The organism is Exiguobacterium sp. UBA5002 (assembly GCF_002396765.1).
In the GTDB taxonomy this organism is placed as follows: Bacteria; Bacillota; Bacilli; order Exiguobacteriales; family Exiguobacteriaceae; genus Exiguobacterium_A.
In genome coordinates this window covers 70,040-86,602 of the sequence record NZ_DGYQ01000020.1, presented here as the reverse complement: position 1 = coordinate 86,602, position 16,563 = coordinate 70,040, and the positions used below count along the sequence as shown (strand labels likewise).

Below are 16,563 nucleotides of genomic sequence, written 5' to 3'. Positions count from 1 at the left end.
GATGTATAAGCCATTGTTGACAGCGGACGATATTTACAAAAAGGAATTCAAAACCGGCCTCCGTGGCTATGTCATCGAAGATGTCGATGGATATTTGGATCAAATCATTAAAGATTATGAAGGATTCGAACGTGAGATCGAACGTCTGAAGAAAGAGAACGAGGCGTTAAAACAAGCACCAGCTCAACCGGTAAAACGTGAAGAGCGCCGCGTCGAGCAAGCGGAGCCACAAGTATCAAGTTCATCGAACTATGACATGTTACGTCGTATTTCAAATCTAGAGAAGGCCGTTTTCGGACGTCCGCACCAAGATTGACGCATCAAAAAAGACATTTCTGTCAGATCAGAAGTGTCTTTTTTATTTCCTTCTTTTTGAAAGAATCGTCATCTGAATGAAAACGGTGTTAAGATAACTAATAATACATACTACAAAGGATGATGAACCATGTTACAAGTCATGACTGCTTTTGTTCCTCAACCACCGCGCCGTCGTTTTTTTGCAAGCAAACAAGTGAGTACGACGACGAGTGAAACGGATGCACTCTGTAATGAAATCCGTCATGTTTGCCGTTTTGATTGGATGTTGTTTGATCGGATTCGTCTTTCTGACACGATAGTCATTCCTTTTGCGCTGATCGGACCAAAAGGATTGTTCCTCGTGTTACAAAACGATGCGGTCGTAGAATGGATGACGGAGGAATCTTGCCATGTCATGGATGCTGAGCATGGAAGAAAAGTGTTTGCACCTCATCCCATCCATCAGTCGAAACAAATCGTTCAAGCGGTTCGAAAAACGCTAAAAAAAAAAGGGATCATCATTCCGATTCATGGCATTACACTTTTTCCGAATGCACCACAGATGCGGACGGAACGAATTAAATTCCCGACGGGGCACAGCTTTAAAGATGTGCGGGCGTTCATCATCTCAAAGAAATCCTCCCCTGTTCAAGAGCAAGAACGAAAAAAAGTTGCGTTTTATCTCGCGCAACAACAGGAATGAACAAAGGCAGTGAAGCGCCCGCTTCACTGCCTTTTCGTTTGAATTCATCGTCTTGGTCGAGACGCAAGAATGTCTTCAGCTTGATCCAAGTCTTCTTTCAAGACATACACCGCTACGCGATCATCCAAGTCTTTACTAAAACGTCGGAATAAAAACGAAGTTTTGATGCCGCGTTCGACTCGAATCTCTAAGTCAGCTGCTTCAAGTCGCGCAGCGTCCTTTAATAAATCTTCTCCTTTTTCACCAAATGCTTCCCCGATCAGTGACCATCGAAGGTTTTCCTTCGTTCGTCTGCTGACGATGACGAGAAATGCAATGACTAAAAAAATGATTAAAACCGTTCGAACTAGCTGTATATCCATCTTTGCCTTCACCTCACCTACTATCATACCGAGTTAACGCGCATAAAGTAAACGTTCAACATAGCGGGCGAACGATTTACTTTTCAAACCTTGTTGGCGATACGCGATATAACCGTCAGGGCGTATTAAATATAATCCGGATTGCTTGATGCCAAAGCGTCGTGCCAGTTCACCGCCTTGATCGACGACACCATCCTCTTTAAGGGATTGATGGATCGGTACTGTCTCAAATAGATCGGGATAGGTATAGGCGAGTTCCTTGAATGGCTCAAGAAGATCATCGGTTGCATTTTTTGGTAAGAACAGTAGTAATAAGAAATTCCGATCGGCACGACGTAACAATAGTTCGTTCTTTTTCGTCCGCGGGTGAACGACTTCACTGTAAGGCATCGGTTCGCCTGGTTTTGGTGTCAATGGACTAAAGTGTCCTTGTGTGACGAAGGTCGAACTCGCTGGGTAGTGGCTGTTAAGCTGTGCAATTCGGTTCGTCACGAAATGATGTAAGGGTGCGATCTTGAGACTATTTCGAATGACTTTTTCCTGCAAGGGCAATAAAAAAGGAATATTGATTTGCAAGAGTTCCGTTGCAAGATTGGTTGATCGTAAAATCCCTTGTGCCGCTTCTCGACGTTCGACGCTGTAAGAATCAAGTAATGGAAAACTCGCCTTGAACTGATGGACACACCATAGTTTCCAAGCGAGGTTCATCGCATCAGCAATTCCGGTATTCATTCCTTGACCACCGACGGGTGAATTGATGTGTGCTGCATCCCCAATCAAATAAATCCGGTGGTGACCGAATTTCTCGATAATCCGATTATGGACGCGAAACATGGAATACCAATGGACTTTTTTGAGCTCAAACGGTACTTTGGCTCGATTTTGTAAAAAGTCATCAATCGCTTTTTGGTCGGTCGGAACAGGTCCGCTCGTTAGATTGCCGGTAATCCGGAACAAGTTCGACTGGAGAGGGAATGACTCGATAACGCCATGATCAGAGAAAAAGATATGAACTTCCTCAGAAGAGAGCGGCCAGTCGACCTCGATGTCAGCCAGTGCCCACGATTCTTTAAACGACTTCCCGCTGAACGGAAGCCCGAGCTCACGACGGACGAAACTGTTTGCACCATCTGCTCCGATGATGAAGGAAGCGTCGACCGTCTCTGTTTCTCCTTTATGTTGTAAGGATGCTGTAACGAATGTTGGAAATTGAGCAAACCCTGTTAATTCTGTTTCGCGCTCGACTACGTGTCCATATTTGGCGAGTTGCGCTTCAAGAATCCGTTCGGTCTCACTTTGAGGCAACAGCGTGACGAACGGAAAAGGTGTATTCAAATCCGTAAAATCAAGTTTTGCCTGCCATGCACCATTGACATAGAGGTTTCCTTGATTGATTTTGATTGCATTCTCCATCAAGTCTTCTGCAACACCAAGCCTTGCGAACAACTCCAGAGAACGCGCTTGAATCCCGATCGCTTTTGAGACGACGGATGGTCCGCTTGCACGTTCGACGATGCGAAAGGATAATCCATAGCGTGAGAGTGCGAGTGCGAGTGTTAAACCGGTTGGTCCGGCACCGATAATGAGGACATCTAATTTTTTATTCACGGATAACCCCCCTTAATTTACATCTTAGCCAAAACTCGTTACCATTAAACTATTGATGACACGCTTGACGTGTGAAAGGATGAAACTTGTGAACGAACAACTTTTTACGACAGAACGATTGATTGCGAATTTTAAAGAATATATCCGTCAGAATGAGGCACATCTGACGAAACGACATGCGTTAAACGCCTATTACAAGACGGTAGCAGGATCGATTTTATCGGACCGGATTGCTAAGAATGCGGATCTCATCGTCCGTATGCGCCATCTGGAAGAGGCGTACCAACACGTTGCACAAGAAGGGCGATGAAACAGGTGAACTTAGCCGATATCCGAAAGCATTACGTAGATTCTGAAGAACGTTTACCTCGTCATGCGGCAGCTGTACTCGTTCCGTTAGTCGAACAGAATGGCGAAGTCTATTTGTTATTTCAAGTACGAGCTAAGACATTACGTTCGCAACCAGGTGAAATCGCTTTTCCGGGTGGTCGGATCGATGGCGGTGAATTACCGAAAGCAGCGGCTGTCCGCGAAACGGTTGAAGAATTAAATGTCAGTGCTTCTGAAATCGAAGTGATTGGAACGCTTGAACCACTCGTGACACCGAACCGGTCGATCATTTACCCGTATCTTGGTATTCTCCATGCGACAGACTTTAATCCTTCGCCGGCTGAAGTCGATCATGTGTTTCTCGTGTCATTAACGGAATTGATGACTTCAAAGCCGATTAAAGGAGATATGGAGTGGCGGATTCGCCCTGGTAAGGAAGTGCCGACCGAACGAATGGCGAATCGAGAAGCCTATCTGGATCGTACGTATACAGTCACGGAGCATTTTTATGAGCACGGGGACTATCTGATTTGGGGACTAACTGCTAAAATCTTGCGCCAGTTCTTAGCTCAATTGACGCGTGACTAGCTTTTTCGGTCGTTATTTTATATGATTAACTGTAATTGAACGTGTCAGGAGATGAGTCAAATGGAAGAAACAGAAGAGTTATTCGATTATATCGTTGGCGATATGGTAAAAACGAAAGAAGGCTGGGTGGCGGAAGTAACGGCAGTATTGACAAATACGGTCGTTGGTGATGTATCCCACACGAAAAACTTTGAGGCACTCGGCTTAGAGTTTGAAAAACAAGTTTTATTAAAGTCAGAGATTGAATTGCTAGAGCGCAAAACAAAATAATACATGAAAGCACACCACATAATTGGTTTGCTCAGACTTAAGACAAAGCGTAATTTTTCTCTTAACGAGAAAGATTGCGCTTTTTTGTTCATCTCGAATCGTTTTCCTGGGACAAGCATTTCGCCGCTTCACTTCGTTGCAGGGTCGCTCCTGCTTGTTTTTCTCTAGGAAGAGATTTCGATTGAACAAAACGCTTCTCGCCTCTTTCTTTCGGTATAAAAAAGTAGAAACGAAGAAGGAGGAAGACTTCCCATAATGGGTAAAAGAGATCACCATCATCGATTAAAACATACCACCATCATATTGGAACAACTGGTTCCGCAGGACCATCTTGTTTGCAAACTCAGCACACCACATAATTGGTATGTTTTTTTTATGTTCATCCAGCGAACTGAATAATAATGAAATCCTACATTCTTTTGATTTTTGAAGAATTGGACAAAATGACTGAAAACATCGAAAAGATACATTTATTACAAAAGAGTAACGAAGATTAATTCGTAACAGAACGGTTACAAAATATAAAAACGTTGATACACAACGATTGAGAGCGTTTTTTGTAAGCGTGTAACCATTTCGTTACTTTTTGACAGATATATTTCAATTCATGGTGTTCGCTTTTCAAACTATTTGTCACCGTGATACGTTGTGCGGGTCGTAAAACGGCGAGAAAGGTTGGCATCAACATGAAACGAACATCATTCCTTTTATCCCTTTGTTTAGCGGGATTCATATTTATTCTTTTGCCGCATCACGAAGCGTCGGCAGCACAAATCGGGATCGGTACGGAGAAAACGATCGTACAAAATCCATTAGAGATGAAGCGTCAAGCTGCGCAAGAGAAGCGTGAACAAGCAGAGGCGAAAAAACAAGCGCGTCTAAAAGCCTTGGCTAAGCAAAAAGCAGAAGCAGAGCAAAAAGCAAAAGCAGTACAAGAAGCCAAAAAGGAAACACGACAGGTAAAGAAACAAAGTCGAACACAAGCAAACGCTGACCGTTCCACAAAGCGTACGGAAACGTTTGAGACGACAGCATATACGACGAATCCAGAAAACAATGGAAGCCGTTTGTATAATGGTCGTGCCTTAACGGCATCTGGTTATGACGTCACGAATACGATTACATACGAAGGACGTCGCATCGTTGCTGTCGATCCATCGGTCGTACCGCTTGGAACTAAGGTACATGTAGAAGGTTTCGGCGATGCGATTGCGCTCGATACAGGTGGTGCGATTCGAGGAAAAATCATGGATCTTCTTGTCGGTTCAAAACAAGAAGCTTTAGAATGGGGTCGCCGTCATGTCACGGTGACGTTCGAGTAAGAGGCGTATATGGGTAGGCGATGGATAGTTTCCATCGTCTTTTTTGTTTTGATGAAGAATATAATAACGATCTGTTCGATGTTGGATTTAGAAAACAGGGGAAAGAGTGGACGGAATAGGTTTTAGAATGTCCAAGAAAGGGGAATTTTACAAAGATAATAAACCGGGAAACGAGGGATGGTTCGTGATTGAATTCAAGGATGTCGGCAAAACGTATGCAGACGGAACAAAGGCAGTGCAACACGTGAATTTTACGGTTGAACAAGGCGAGATTTTTTGTTTGATCGGTCCTTCAGGATGCGGTAAAACAACGACGATGAAAATGGTTAATCGATTGATTGATCATACGGAAGGACAAATTTGGATCGATGGTGAACCGATCATGTCGATCAATGAACATGAACTTCGTCGGCGAATTGGCTACGTCTTACAACAGATTGCCCTCTTTCCACATATGACGATTGAGGAGAACGTCAGCGTCGTACCTGAGTTATTGAAGTGGAATAAGGAGAAAGTAGTACAACGGGTCGATGAATTATTTCGGTTGACTGGGTTAAACACCTCACTTAAGAAAAAATATCCAAGTGAACTCTCTGGTGGACAGCAACAACGTGTCGGGGTTATGCGGGCACTCGCAGCAGAACAAGACGTCATCTTGATGGACGAACCATTTTCTGCGCTTGATCCCATTTCACGGGAACAATTACAAAATGATTTGTTGCATCTAAACGAAGAGCTTGGTAAAACAATTTTGTTCGTCACGCATGACATGAATGAAGCGTTGAAACTAGGGAGTCGCATCTGTCTGATGAACGCTGGAGAGATTGCTTTCATCGGTACGAAGGACGAGGTACTAGCAAGTAACGATCCGTTCGTTCAAGAATTCATGCGTCAAGTCAGGGGGAGTGTCGAATGAATGGATTGATCGAAACGTATCAAGACCGGAAGACTGAATTGCTTCAAGCGTTGATCGAACATATCCAATTATCTGTCATCTCCTTGCTCATTGCCTGTGTGATCGCTATTCCACTTGGGATTTACTTATCACGTAACAAGCGTTTGAGCGAGTGGTCGATTGGTGTGACCTCAGTCATCCAAACGATTCCATCACTCGCATTACTCGGCTTGATGATACCGCTTGTCGGGATCGGTACAGTCCCGTCGATCATTGCACTTGTCTTATATTCCTTATTACCAATCGTTCGTAATACCTACACGGGTCTTGCCGAAGTCGATCCTTCGATCAAGGAAGCAGCACGAGCGTGTGGGATGACTCCGATGCAGAGCCTTTGGAAAGTCGAGCTCCCACTAGCTTTACCTGTCATGATGGCTGGGATTCGAACAGCAATGGTACTGATCATTGGTACAGCGACGATTGCCGCCCTGATCGGTGCTGGGGGATTAGGCTCCATCATTCTCCTCGGGATTGACCGCAATGATAACTATCTATTATTGCTGGGTGCGATTCCAGCAGCACTGCTCGCACTTTTATTTGATGGATTGTTACGTCAAACGGAAGTAGCGACACGTAAACGACAAACAGCACGTCTCGTGACGGCAGTCGTATTGATGGTCGCGATCGTCGCCGCACCATTTGCGTTCGGGCGTAGTGAACGACCAGATCTCGTCGTCGCCGGAAAACTAGGTGTAGAACCGGAAATTTTAATGAATATGTATAAGATTGTCATCGAAGATGAAACGGACTTGACGGTGCAAGTCAAACCAAACTTCGGGAAGACGACGTTTGTCTACAAGGCGCTCGAGTCAGGTGATATCGATGCGTATCCAGAGTTCACAGGAACGGTGCTCGCTAGTTTGACGAATGAAAAACCGAAGTCGAATGATGCAAAAGAAGTGTACGAACAAGCAAAAGCCGGTCTTGAAAAACAAGAGTTAGCCTTGCTACCACCGATGAACTATAACAATACCTATGCTGTAGCTGTTCCAAAGAAATTAGCAGAACGCTACGATTTGAAGACGATCTCTGATTTAAAACAGGTCGCGAATCAGTTGACGGCTGGATTCACGTTAGAATTTAAGGATCGACAGGATGGGTATAAAGGGATTCAAGATAAATATGATGTCAACTTCCAGAAGGTCGTCACGATGGAGCCGAAATTGCGTTATAAAGCAATCGAATCAGGTGAGATCGATGTCATTGATGCCTATTCGACAGATCCGGAGATTGCGAAATACGACATGGTCGTCTTAAAAGATGATCAGCAACTATTCCCTCCATACGAAGGAGCTCCTCTTCTGCGACAAGAGACGATCGAGGAGTATCCAGAAGTAAAACAAGCACTTGAGCAATTGTCAGGTAAAATTTCAGATGAAGAGATGTCAAAAATGAATGAAGCTGTCGCATACGGCGGGAAGACGGCGAATGAGGTCGCTCGTGATTACCTGAAGAAGGAAGGCGTCATTCAATGAAACTTTTACTGATCAGTAACCCGTCAGCTGGGACAAACGGCACGGGGTTACTTGGAGAAGTCATCGAACCATTAAGTACATTATTCGATGAAATCGTCATCAAGAATACGAAGCAAGCTGGAGATGCGATGCAATTTGCGGAGGAGTCGTCCGCATTTGATGCGGTCGTCGTCATCGGCGGAGATGGAACGGTTTTCGAGACAATCAACGGGGTCGCAAAACTGGATGATCGCCCGATACTCGGCATCATTCCTGGAGGGACCTGTAACGACTTCGCTCGAACGCTTGGTTTACCGATGGCTCCTCGGCTTGCTGCGGAAGCGATCGCGATGCAACACGTTGTTCAGGTCGATCTCGGACAAGTCGAAAATAGCTATTTCTTGAATTTTCTTGGTGTCGGTCTTGTCGCAGAGGCATCGATTGGCATCGATACAGAAGAAAAAGCACGTCTCGGGAAGATGGGATATTATCTATCGACGATTCGCTCAAGTCTAGAAGCACAACCATTCGAATATGAATTAATTTTAGATGAAGGTCGTCACATGACCGGCGAAGCGGTTCTCATTCTTGCGGCAAACGGAGAATCACTCGGTGGAATCGAGACGAACTTATCAGATGGAGCCTATAATGACGGGAAACTTGATTTAGTGATCGTCGATGAAGTAAACTTGACAACCATTCGAGATGTGATCCTTCAAAAAATTGGTCTTGCTAATGATCCTTCCTTTATACATATCTTGACGAGTGGTTTTCAGCTGAAAACAAAAGATGCAAAAGTCATTGATACAGATGGTGAGAAAGCCATCCATACGCCGGTTACAGTTAAAGTGTTGCCGGAGTACCTGCGCATGTATGGAGGCACACAATAATAAATTACGAATGAAGAGAAGGTCGTCATAAAAAACGACCTTCTTTTTTATATTTCAGTACATATATGCGGTTATGCTTTGACGCTTTAAAGAAAATATTTGATAAAGGATGACTTTCACAGATTCTTTCTGTACAATGAAAAAGTATTTTGAAAAGGAGGTGAAGCACCATGAAAGGAAACGCATGGGCTTCAAAAATTGGATTTATTTTAGCAGCAGCGGGATCTGCGATTGGTCTGGGGGCCATCTGGAAATTCCCGTACACGACTGGAACGAACGGAGGAGGCGCCTTTTTACTCTTGTTCCTCGTGTTTACTTTGCTACTTGGACTACCTGTTTTGATTGCCGAATTTTTAATCGGTCGTACGAGTGGAAAAACGGCACTTCAAGCGTTCTCGGCACTTGGTCATAAGAAGTTCACATTCATTGGTGTACTTGGTGTCATCGCCTGCTTCTTGTTGCTGTCTTTCTACAGCGTCATTGGCGGATGGGTCTTAATTTATACCATTCTTGGGTTTACTGGTCGTTTAACGACGATGAATAGTGGTTCACTTGGTGAACTGTTCGGAACGATTTCCGCCTCACCGTTATATGTCATTTCAGGGCAATTGATTTTCCTCGCTTTGACATGTTGGATCGTCTTACGTGGTGTTCAATCCGGTATTGAAAAAATGAGTAAAATCATGATGCCATTATTATTCGTGTGCTTCATCATCCTTGTCGTTCGATCATTGACACTTGATGGTGCAATGGAAGGTGTTAAATTCTTCATACAGCCTGATTTTTCGGTCCTCAACCGAACTTCTGTCCTGAGTGCGCTTGGCCAAGCGTTCTTCTCCTTATCGCTCGGTGTATCGGCGATGCTGACGTATGCTTCCTACATGAAGGAACGTGGCGAGATTAATCGTTCCGCCGCATGGATCGTCGCGATGAATGTCGCCGTCTCATTATTAGCTGGATTCGCGATTTTCCCAGCTGTTTTTGCTTCGGGTCTTGACCCTGCAGAAGGACCGGCATTGCTTTTCATCGTATTGCCGACTGTTTTCAGTCAGATCCAGTTTGGCTCGGTGTTCTTGACACTGTTCTTCCTTCTATTTGCTTTCGCATCGATCACTTCATCGATCGCTATGCTTGAAGTCGTTGTTGCTTCATTAACGGATCGTAAGGAAAATGCGACATCGCGTGATAAAAAGCGGACGACATGGCTTGCGACACTTGCGATTGCGATCGTCGGAATTCCGTCCGCACTCTCGTTCGGTATGTTGAGTGATACTCAATTCATGGGGAAAACGTTCTTTGACAGCGTTGATTTCCTTGTCTCGAATATTTTAATGCCGATTGGTGCTTTACTGATTTCGATTTTTGCTGGGTACAAGCTCGATCGTGCTCTTGTCGAACAGGAACTCGTGACGAGTCCATTCATGAAAAAAATCGTACCTGTGTGGCGTGTGAGTGTTTGTTACTTGAGTCCAATCGCGATTTTGATCATCCTTGTATGGCCATTATTCGGATAATTGATTACTTTTTTAGGTAGTCGACAATTTTGTCGACTACCTTATTTGTTGTCAAAAGAATCATGCGAAAGAAAGAACGAATAGTTCATTCTTCGGTCTGATGCGATATTTTTAAAAGTATGTTGAAATATAAATACACGAGGCGTAACATTTCGGAAAAACGGGAAACTTTTTGTTAGACGTTACGTAATGTTAAAATAAAGACACGTAAACCTGATAGAAGAATCAGTACGAAGGAAGAGGGGATGACATGAAGTCTTCATGGTGGATATTTGGTTCCATCGGTATGATGTTCGTATTTCTACAATTGGCCGATACGTTCAACTTCTCGGGAATCTTCATCGCTCTTGGTTTGTGGTTCATTTGGAGCGGTTATCGAACAAAACCAGGTCGACGATATCGGACAGAACGGAAATCGACCGAAATCAAGCGGAAAAATGTGAAAAAGAAATTACTACTTGATGACGAAGATGAGTTCGTCGGAAGTGTCATTTTAAAACCGGAACGGGCGACACGCCGATTTGAAGAGACGGATGATTTAGAACTTCAAGTATTGCAACGGACGATCGAAGAAGGATTCACAAAAATCCAGACGTACGATCAAATCGTTCCCTCGATTCGAGATGGTGAAATCAGAAGTGAGATGCGGATCGTCTCACGGGAAGCACATGTATTGTTCGAGGAGTTATATGAAAGTCCACGCGACGTCAAAAAAGTTCGGGACTTCTTTACGTTCTATCTGGATTCCTTATTGTCGATTTCAGAAAAATATGCCGATTTGGAACGCCGTGGCGCTCAAGTTCAATTGGATACGAAAAATCAATTGATTTCGAACTTGAAAATGATCGGACAAAAATTAAAGCAACAACAAACCTTGTTGCTTGAAGGGGATACCGTTGATTTAGAACGGGAACTCTTGACGATTGAAAAGGTGTTGACGCAAGAGACTGAACAACGAAAACAGGAGGAGAGTTACCGACATGACCCATTCTGATAAAGATACATGGCAACAATGGCCTGATGAGCAAGATCAACCGACGATTTCTGATCCGTCGGTCGACTTAAACGTAGCGGAGACACCGCCCAAAATGCCGGCTCGCCCTGTCGAAGAAATGATTCCTTCGGATGTTCCGGCAGAACAACGACAAAAGATTGAACGTCTACTGCAGGTGATCGATCTACAAAAAACGGATGCCGTCATGCAATTCGGGGCGCCCGTCCAGCGTGAACTATCACAATTCTCTGATCAAGTCTTAAGTGAAGTGAAGATGAAGGACGGCGGGGAAGCAGGGAAATTGCTGAGTGACTTAATGCAGCGTGTCCGCCAAATGGATCCAGATACGCTTCAAGAAAAAAAGAGCTTCTGGTCGAACGTGCCGGTCATCGGTCGGGCGAAGAAAAAAGCGGAAACGTATTTCTTGCAATACGAGAAAATGAGCGCTTATCTCGAAGAAGTCGTACACAATCTTGATCGATCAAAATTTGGATTGATGAAGGACATCACGTTACTCGATCAAATGTATCAAAAGAACAAGCGTTATTTCGAAGAATTAAACGTCTATATTGCAGCTGGCGAGACGAAAATCGCTCACGTTCGTCAACATGAAATCGAACCGTTACGAACGGAAGTCGAGGTATCGCGGGATCAAACGAAGTTACAGGAATTGAATGACTTGATTCAATTGACGGATCGTTTTGAAAAGAAAATCCATGATTTAAAATTATCCCGAACGATTAGCTTGCAGATGGCACCGCAAATTCGTGTCATTCAACAAAATAACCAAATTCTAGCGGAAAAAATTGAATCAGCAGTCGTCAATACGATTCCACTTTGGAAGAACCAAGTTGTCCTATCTTTGAGTCTGTCGCGTCAAAAAGCAGCGCTTGAAATGCAGAAGGATGTCACCAATACGACGAACCAGTTACTTGAGCAAAATTCGAAGTTGCTGAAGGAATCGTCGATTGAAATTGCGGAAGAAAACGAAAAAGGTATCGTATCCGTTGAATCGTTAAAAGTGGCGCACCAAAACTTGATCGAGACACTGGATGAGACATTACGCATTCAACAAGAAGGAAAACAAAAGCGCCGCGACGCAGAGCATGAACTAGAGCGAATGGAGAATGAATTGAAACAAAAAGTCATCGAAGTCGCCTCAAAAAGCAGAGAATTACCGAATCGACCATACTAAGGAACACGACATTTCGTGTTCCTTTCCTTCATGAAAGGAGAGTTTGAATGAATAATGAAGAGAAGCAGTTGAAATGGGATACGACATGGTTATTATTCGCACGGATGATGGCAGACCGTCATTCAAAATGTGCCTCAAAATCCGTTGCCTGTGTCATCGTCAAAGATGAAAAGCCAATTTCAATCGGAATAAACGGAACACCTAGTCAGCATGTGAATTGCAACGAAATTTACTTAAAGCAAGATGGTATTCTCTATACATCGCGTCCTGATCACCCGATTGTTGAAGAATTGATTGAACGAAACGGGATTCTCTTTTATCGGTGCGAAAATCAGGAAGAACACCATGAATGGTCGAAGCAACATGAGATTCATGCTGAAATCAACGCGCTCGGTAAGCTAGCAGCTGATTCGACGAGCGCTCGTCATGCAACAGCTTATGTCACACATAGTCCGTGTCATGCGTGTAGTTTAGCGCTCATCGCTTCTAAAATCGATCGTGTCGTTTATTCGACAGGTTATGAATATGGGGACGGATTGAATCTCATGCGACAAAGTGGAATCGAAGTCATCCACTTGCCACTCGCAAACGAATATTTTCTTGAAAAAATTTAACGAAAAAGGGTTGTAAACGCTTCCATTGCATTGTATGATGAAATCAAGCATTGCCATGGTAATTATTCACTCTTCCATTCGGACTGATTTTCAATCGAAAATCGGTCCACTTTTTTTTAGAAAAGAATTGACAGACCTTGGATAGTTTGGCATGATGACTATAGAATATGACGAAGCGGAACGCCGCATTTTCATACAAAACCAATCAAGGAGCTGGAATGCCAGGTCGTTGAATGAAAAATCCTGACTCACATGAGTCAGGATTTTTTTTATGGATGAACAAGTGTCGCTTCCTTGAGGCGTTTAGCACGGATTGCACATTTTGTGGCGACCGCACCTGAAAGGATCGTCATGAATCGCTGACAGAGGATGTCTGGTTGCGATTGATGTAAGAATAGTTGATGTAATAGTCGGTTGAAGGCGGCGTCTAGCGAAGACAAGTGCCGTTTGATTGCAGTGGGAGACATATCTTGAATTTCCTCTGCTTGATAGCCGGCATCACTTTGGAAAGCAGAGAGGATGAGAAGCTCTGTTTGCGCATCAGCCAACGTTAGCCCTTGTTCTTGGACATAATGACAAACCTCACGCAATTCATGAATCAACAAATGTTCCAAAGCATACGACGTATGCATTTGATATGGATCGTACAACTGGGCAGCTTGCCGAATTTGATCGCGGGTCACGATTTCGGATACCGTCCATTGATCGAGTGTGCCAACAGCTTCACTATATAGTTGAGTAAGTGGTCGAATCATCGTTTCTCCTCCTTAAGCATAAAATGGACTTCCAGTTTCATCATAATTCATTTAGAAAACGCTTACAATATCTGTTTACTAGTAGTCGTGATGAAATCGTGTCTGCTATGATATGAGTGAAGAAAAAGGAGTGAGATGACGTGATTCAATTATTCAAAGCACTTCCGGAAGTGACGATGCTTTCTTATGGAAATGATACTTTTTCCATCCATCAATCGAATCAACCGATTGGACTTTCGATAGAGACGCTTGTTTCGGGTGAACGAATCGAAGAAGTGTTACTCGTTGCCTCGGGTGAAATCCGCACAGGTCAAACCGGACGAGAGTGGCTGCAGTTCACGTTCAATTCGCCCGCTGGATCTTGTAAGGGGAAACAGTGGATCAATCAAGGAACGGCAGAAGAAGCACTTCGTCCATATCTCGAAACACGAATCGTTCGGGTCGAGGCAAAGGTAGAGGAATATCCGCCGCAATCCGGAAACAAGTCATTGACAGTTCAGCGCGTCACTCCGATTCATGACGCCTCACCGACGCAGTTCCTACCACAATTACCAGCAGATGAATCGCTTGAAACGTATCGTGATCAGTTGCTTGGACTAGTCGGTCAACTTGATTCTCCTTACCAAGAAATCGCGCTCTCGATTCTGCGACAGTACTGGGCGGATTTTTCAACACGACCGGCTGCGCTGTTTCATCACCATGCCTATATCGGTGGGTTGCTGAAACATACTGCTTGTATGATGACGATTGGTCGAGGAATTTGTGATAGTGAACAACCATACTTGACGCTACTCAAATGTATTCAAGAAGCAGAAGCCGATCATAAAAATGAACTCTTCCAAGCAGCTGAACGAGAGATACGTCAATTTTCTTGGGATGACAGTTTTGATGCCCTCTATCAAGCGGCAAAAGGGATTGCTCTGTTAGATCAACGACCGAATCCGAATGAGTTGTTGCTCGGTATTTTATTGCACGACATCGGAAAGCTATGGGAGTATACGCATGCGGGTGCATCGACAGATCGTTTTTCAAGACTGTTGCACGTAACAGAAGAAGAGGAAGAACTGGCGGGTATTGCGCTTGATCCGGACGGTGTATTGATGGGTCATATGCCGTATGGTTGTTTTGTTCTCGAACAAACACTTCGAGAAGAAGATATCCGATTACCGCGTGCTGTTTATCACCGTCTCATGCATATGGTATTATCACACCATGGTAAACGCGAGTGGGGATCAAGTGTTACGCCGCAAACGACAGATGCTTGGTATCTTCATGCGATTGATCTACTCGATGCACGAAAAGAAAAATGGCGTCAGCAACAAGGACGCTAAGGAGTGAAATCATGCAAGACAAAATACGTACGACTGTCATTACTGGTTTTTTAGGTGCCGGTAAAACTACGCTACTCAATCATCTCGTTTCTCAACCGACAGAAAAGTTTGCCTTGCTCGTCAATGAAGTAGGTTCTGTTCATATTGATGAAGCATTGATTGAACGAAGTGACGAAGAGATGATCGAATTGACGAATGGTTGCATTTGTTGTTCGATTCGCGGTGATTTACGGGATGCGTTGCTACGGATCGCAAAACGCCGTCGAGATGGGGAGTTATCGTTTGATCGATTATTGATTGAGACAACAGGCGTTGCGGATCCAGGGCCGATTCTACAGACATTCTACTTTGAGCCGGCTGTTGAACAGTCCTATCAGATTTCCAGTGTCGCCACGGTCATCGATGCGTATCACTTGGAACGTCAACTGACGTTCCAAGAAAATGTGAAACAAATCGGCTTTGCTGACGTCCTGATCTTGAATAAAATGGATTTGATTGACAAGTCAAAGCGCGAATCGTTGTCCGCTTTACTGCGCGAACGAAATCCTTCTGCAGCTATCATTGAAACGGAACAGGCTCAACTTGAATCGGACCGACTGTTTGAAACGTTCCATTTTCCAAAAGAAGAGCAAGTACGACTCAGTCAACAAACGGATCAGATTCATCAATCGGTTGAGGATTTCACGGCATTGACGATTGTCGAGGAACGACCCTTGAACCGAAATCGATTTGGAATGGTCCTACGTGAGGTGTTAGAAGCGTATGCGGAAGATCTCTATCGCTATAAAGGAATCATTCATTTTGCAGATACGGATCGAAAGGTCATTTTACAAGGTACTGGCATGATTTATGGCACAGCAATCAGAGAACCATTTAGCGAACAACCAAAGACGACGCTCGTCTTCATTGGGAAAGGGCTAGATGAACAAGCGATACGAAAAGGAATCGAGGCGGCAATTGAACATGGTTGAACTTTATTTTGACGGTACGGTCCGTCCTTCAAATGATGAAGCGGCGGTTGGGCTTTTCAGTAAAAATTCCGAGGGCGAAGTCACGGAAAAAATGTATCAAATTCAAGCGATCAATAATCATGAAGCAGAATTTATTGCTTTTGATAAAGCCGTCGAGTGGGCGCACGAACTGATTGCACAAGGCGAGAGCGTCATTTCGTTTCGGACGGATTCAGAAGCCGTTGCACTCGCAGTCGAACGCGAATTCGTCAAGAACAAACGAACGCAGACGATTTTTGATCCTGCCTTTGCGCGTTATCAACTCTTACCACTCGCTTTCGTGAAGTGGATTCCACGGTCGGAGAACAAAGCAGATCGTGTCGCACGAGAGGCGTTACGATTATACGAAGCATGATTGACGACAAACACCC

The 16,563-nt window shown here is 44.2% G+C and carries 19 protein-coding genes; 16 read left to right on the top strand and 3 right to left on the bottom strand.

The window, feature by feature from the left end; translation table 11 throughout:
- Position 1: 1 nt before the first annotated feature.
- Both gpsB and B4C70_RS04740 read left to right on the top strand, forming a co-directional pair.
- Entirely contained in the window at positions 2-316 is a 315-nt protein-coding gene (gene gpsB / locus B4C70_RS04745) for a cell division regulator GpsB (protein ID WP_023468607.1), read from the top strand.
- 129 nt (positions 317-445) lie between these two features.
- Positions 446-1,000 (top strand): nuclease-related domain-containing protein, encoded by a 555-nt coding sequence (locus B4C70_RS04740; protein WP_290777266.1) that lies wholly within the window; start codon positions 446-448, stop codon positions 998-1,000.
- A 44-nt stretch (positions 1,001-1,044) separates the two neighbouring features.
- On the opposite strand, the gene B4C70_RS04735 is transcribed toward B4C70_RS04740, so the two are convergent.
- A complete protein-coding gene (locus tag B4C70_RS04735; RefSeq protein WP_214746220.1) occupies positions 1,045-1,362 on the bottom strand; it encodes a hypothetical protein in 318 nt (105 codons plus the stop codon).
- 33 nt (positions 1,363-1,395) lie between these two features.
- Positions 1,396-2,970, bottom strand: a complete 1,575-nt coding sequence (locus B4C70_RS04730; RefSeq protein ID WP_290777262.1) for an FAD-dependent monooxygenase — start codon at positions 2,968-2,970, stop codon at positions 1,396-1,398.
- Positions 2,971-3,058: 88 nt separating this feature from the next.
- Here B4C70_RS04730 and yvfG point away from each other — a divergent pair, with 88 nt between their 5' ends.
- From yvfG to B4C70_RS04675, 11 genes are all read left to right on the top strand, one after another.
- Complete coding sequence (yvfG, locus tag B4C70_RS04725; RefSeq protein ID WP_023468603.1) at positions 3,059-3,280, top strand: protein YvfG; 222 nt, start codon at positions 3,059-3,061, stop codon at positions 3,278-3,280.
- Complete coding sequence (locus B4C70_RS04720) at positions 3,277-3,888, top strand: NUDIX hydrolase (RefSeq protein ID WP_133207477.1); 612 nt, start codon at positions 3,277-3,279, stop codon at positions 3,886-3,888. The genes yvfG and B4C70_RS04720 overlap by 4 nt, the downstream gene beginning before the upstream one ends.
- Positions 3,889-3,948: 60 nt before the next feature.
- On the top strand, positions 3,949-4,158 hold the full coding sequence (locus B4C70_RS04715; RefSeq protein ID WP_023468601.1) for a hypothetical protein: 210 nt from the start codon (positions 3,949-3,951) through the stop codon (positions 4,156-4,158).
- A gap of 686 nt (positions 4,159-4,844) precedes the next feature.
- Positions 4,845-5,480 carry a 3D domain-containing protein gene (locus tag B4C70_RS04710; RefSeq protein WP_290777260.1) on the top strand — a complete coding sequence of 212 codons (636 nt, stop codon included), beginning with the start codon at positions 4,845-4,847 and terminating at the stop codon, positions 5,478-5,480.
- Between the two features lie 184 nt (positions 5,481-5,664).
- On the top strand, positions 5,665-6,396 hold the full coding sequence (locus tag B4C70_RS04705; protein ID WP_035396921.1) for an ABC transporter ATP-binding protein: 732 nt from the start codon (positions 5,665-5,667) through the stop codon (positions 6,394-6,396).
- Positions 6,393-7,910: an ABC transporter permease/substrate-binding protein gene (locus B4C70_RS04700; RefSeq protein ID WP_050677416.1), complete on the top strand. Its 1,518-nt coding sequence runs from the start codon at positions 6,393-6,395 to the stop codon at positions 7,908-7,910. The genes B4C70_RS04705 and B4C70_RS04700 overlap by 4 nt, the downstream gene beginning before the upstream one ends.
- Complete coding sequence (locus tag B4C70_RS04695; protein WP_290777258.1) at positions 7,907-8,779, top strand: diacylglycerol/lipid kinase family protein; 873 nt, start codon at positions 7,907-7,909, stop codon at positions 8,777-8,779. The genes B4C70_RS04700 and B4C70_RS04695 overlap by 4 nt, the downstream gene beginning before the upstream one ends.
- 170 nt (positions 8,780-8,949) lie before the next feature.
- Positions 8,950-10,293 carry a sodium-dependent transporter gene (locus B4C70_RS04690; RefSeq protein ID WP_290777256.1) on the top strand — a complete coding sequence of 448 codons (1,344 nt, stop codon included), beginning with the start codon at positions 8,950-8,952 and terminating at the stop codon, positions 10,291-10,293.
- A gap of 250 nt (positions 10,294-10,543) precedes the next feature.
- The gene (locus tag B4C70_RS04685) at positions 10,544-11,287 is read left to right on the top strand and encodes a 5-bromo-4-chloroindolyl phosphate hydrolysis family protein (protein ID WP_050677413.1); all 744 of its coding nucleotides are present in this window, start codon (positions 10,544-10,546) and stop codon (positions 11,285-11,287) included.
- Positions 11,274-12,482, top strand: a complete 1,209-nt coding sequence (locus B4C70_RS04680; protein WP_023468594.1) for a toxic anion resistance protein — start codon at positions 11,274-11,276, stop codon at positions 12,480-12,482. Before B4C70_RS04685 ends, B4C70_RS04680 begins: the two co-directional genes overlap by 14 nt.
- Before the next feature lie 47 nt (positions 12,483-12,529).
- Positions 12,530-13,096 (top strand): deoxycytidylate deaminase, encoded by a 567-nt coding sequence (locus B4C70_RS04675; protein ID WP_064299687.1) that lies wholly within the window; start codon positions 12,530-12,532, stop codon positions 13,094-13,096.
- 269 nt (positions 13,097-13,365) lie between these two features.
- Here B4C70_RS04675 and B4C70_RS04670 read toward each other — a convergent pair whose 3' ends face one another.
- Positions 13,366-13,851, bottom strand: a complete 486-nt coding sequence (locus B4C70_RS04670) for a hypothetical protein (protein WP_290777253.1) — start codon at positions 13,849-13,851, stop codon at positions 13,366-13,368.
- Positions 13,852-13,991: 140 nt separating this feature from the next.
- On the opposite strand from B4C70_RS04670, the gene B4C70_RS04665 reads away from it, so the two are divergent.
- Genes B4C70_RS04665 through B4C70_RS04655 form a run of 3 tightly spaced genes read left to right on the top strand, consistent with a single transcriptional unit; the run spans position 13,992 to position 16,547 of the window.
- Positions 13,992-15,182 carry an HD domain-containing protein gene (locus B4C70_RS04665; RefSeq protein ID WP_290777251.1) on the top strand — a complete coding sequence of 397 codons (1,191 nt, stop codon included), beginning with the start codon at positions 13,992-13,994 and terminating at the stop codon, positions 15,180-15,182.
- Positions 15,183-15,193: 11 nt separating this feature from the next.
- Entirely contained in the window at positions 15,194-16,153 is a 960-nt protein-coding gene (locus tag B4C70_RS04660) for a CobW family GTP-binding protein (RefSeq protein WP_290777249.1), read from the top strand.
- The gene (locus B4C70_RS04655) at positions 16,146-16,547 is read left to right on the top strand and encodes a reverse transcriptase-like protein (RefSeq protein WP_290777247.1); all 402 of its coding nucleotides are present in this window, start codon (positions 16,146-16,148) and stop codon (positions 16,545-16,547) included. Before B4C70_RS04660 ends, B4C70_RS04655 begins: the two co-directional genes overlap by 8 nt.
- Positions 16,548-16,563: the final 16 nt, after the last annotated feature.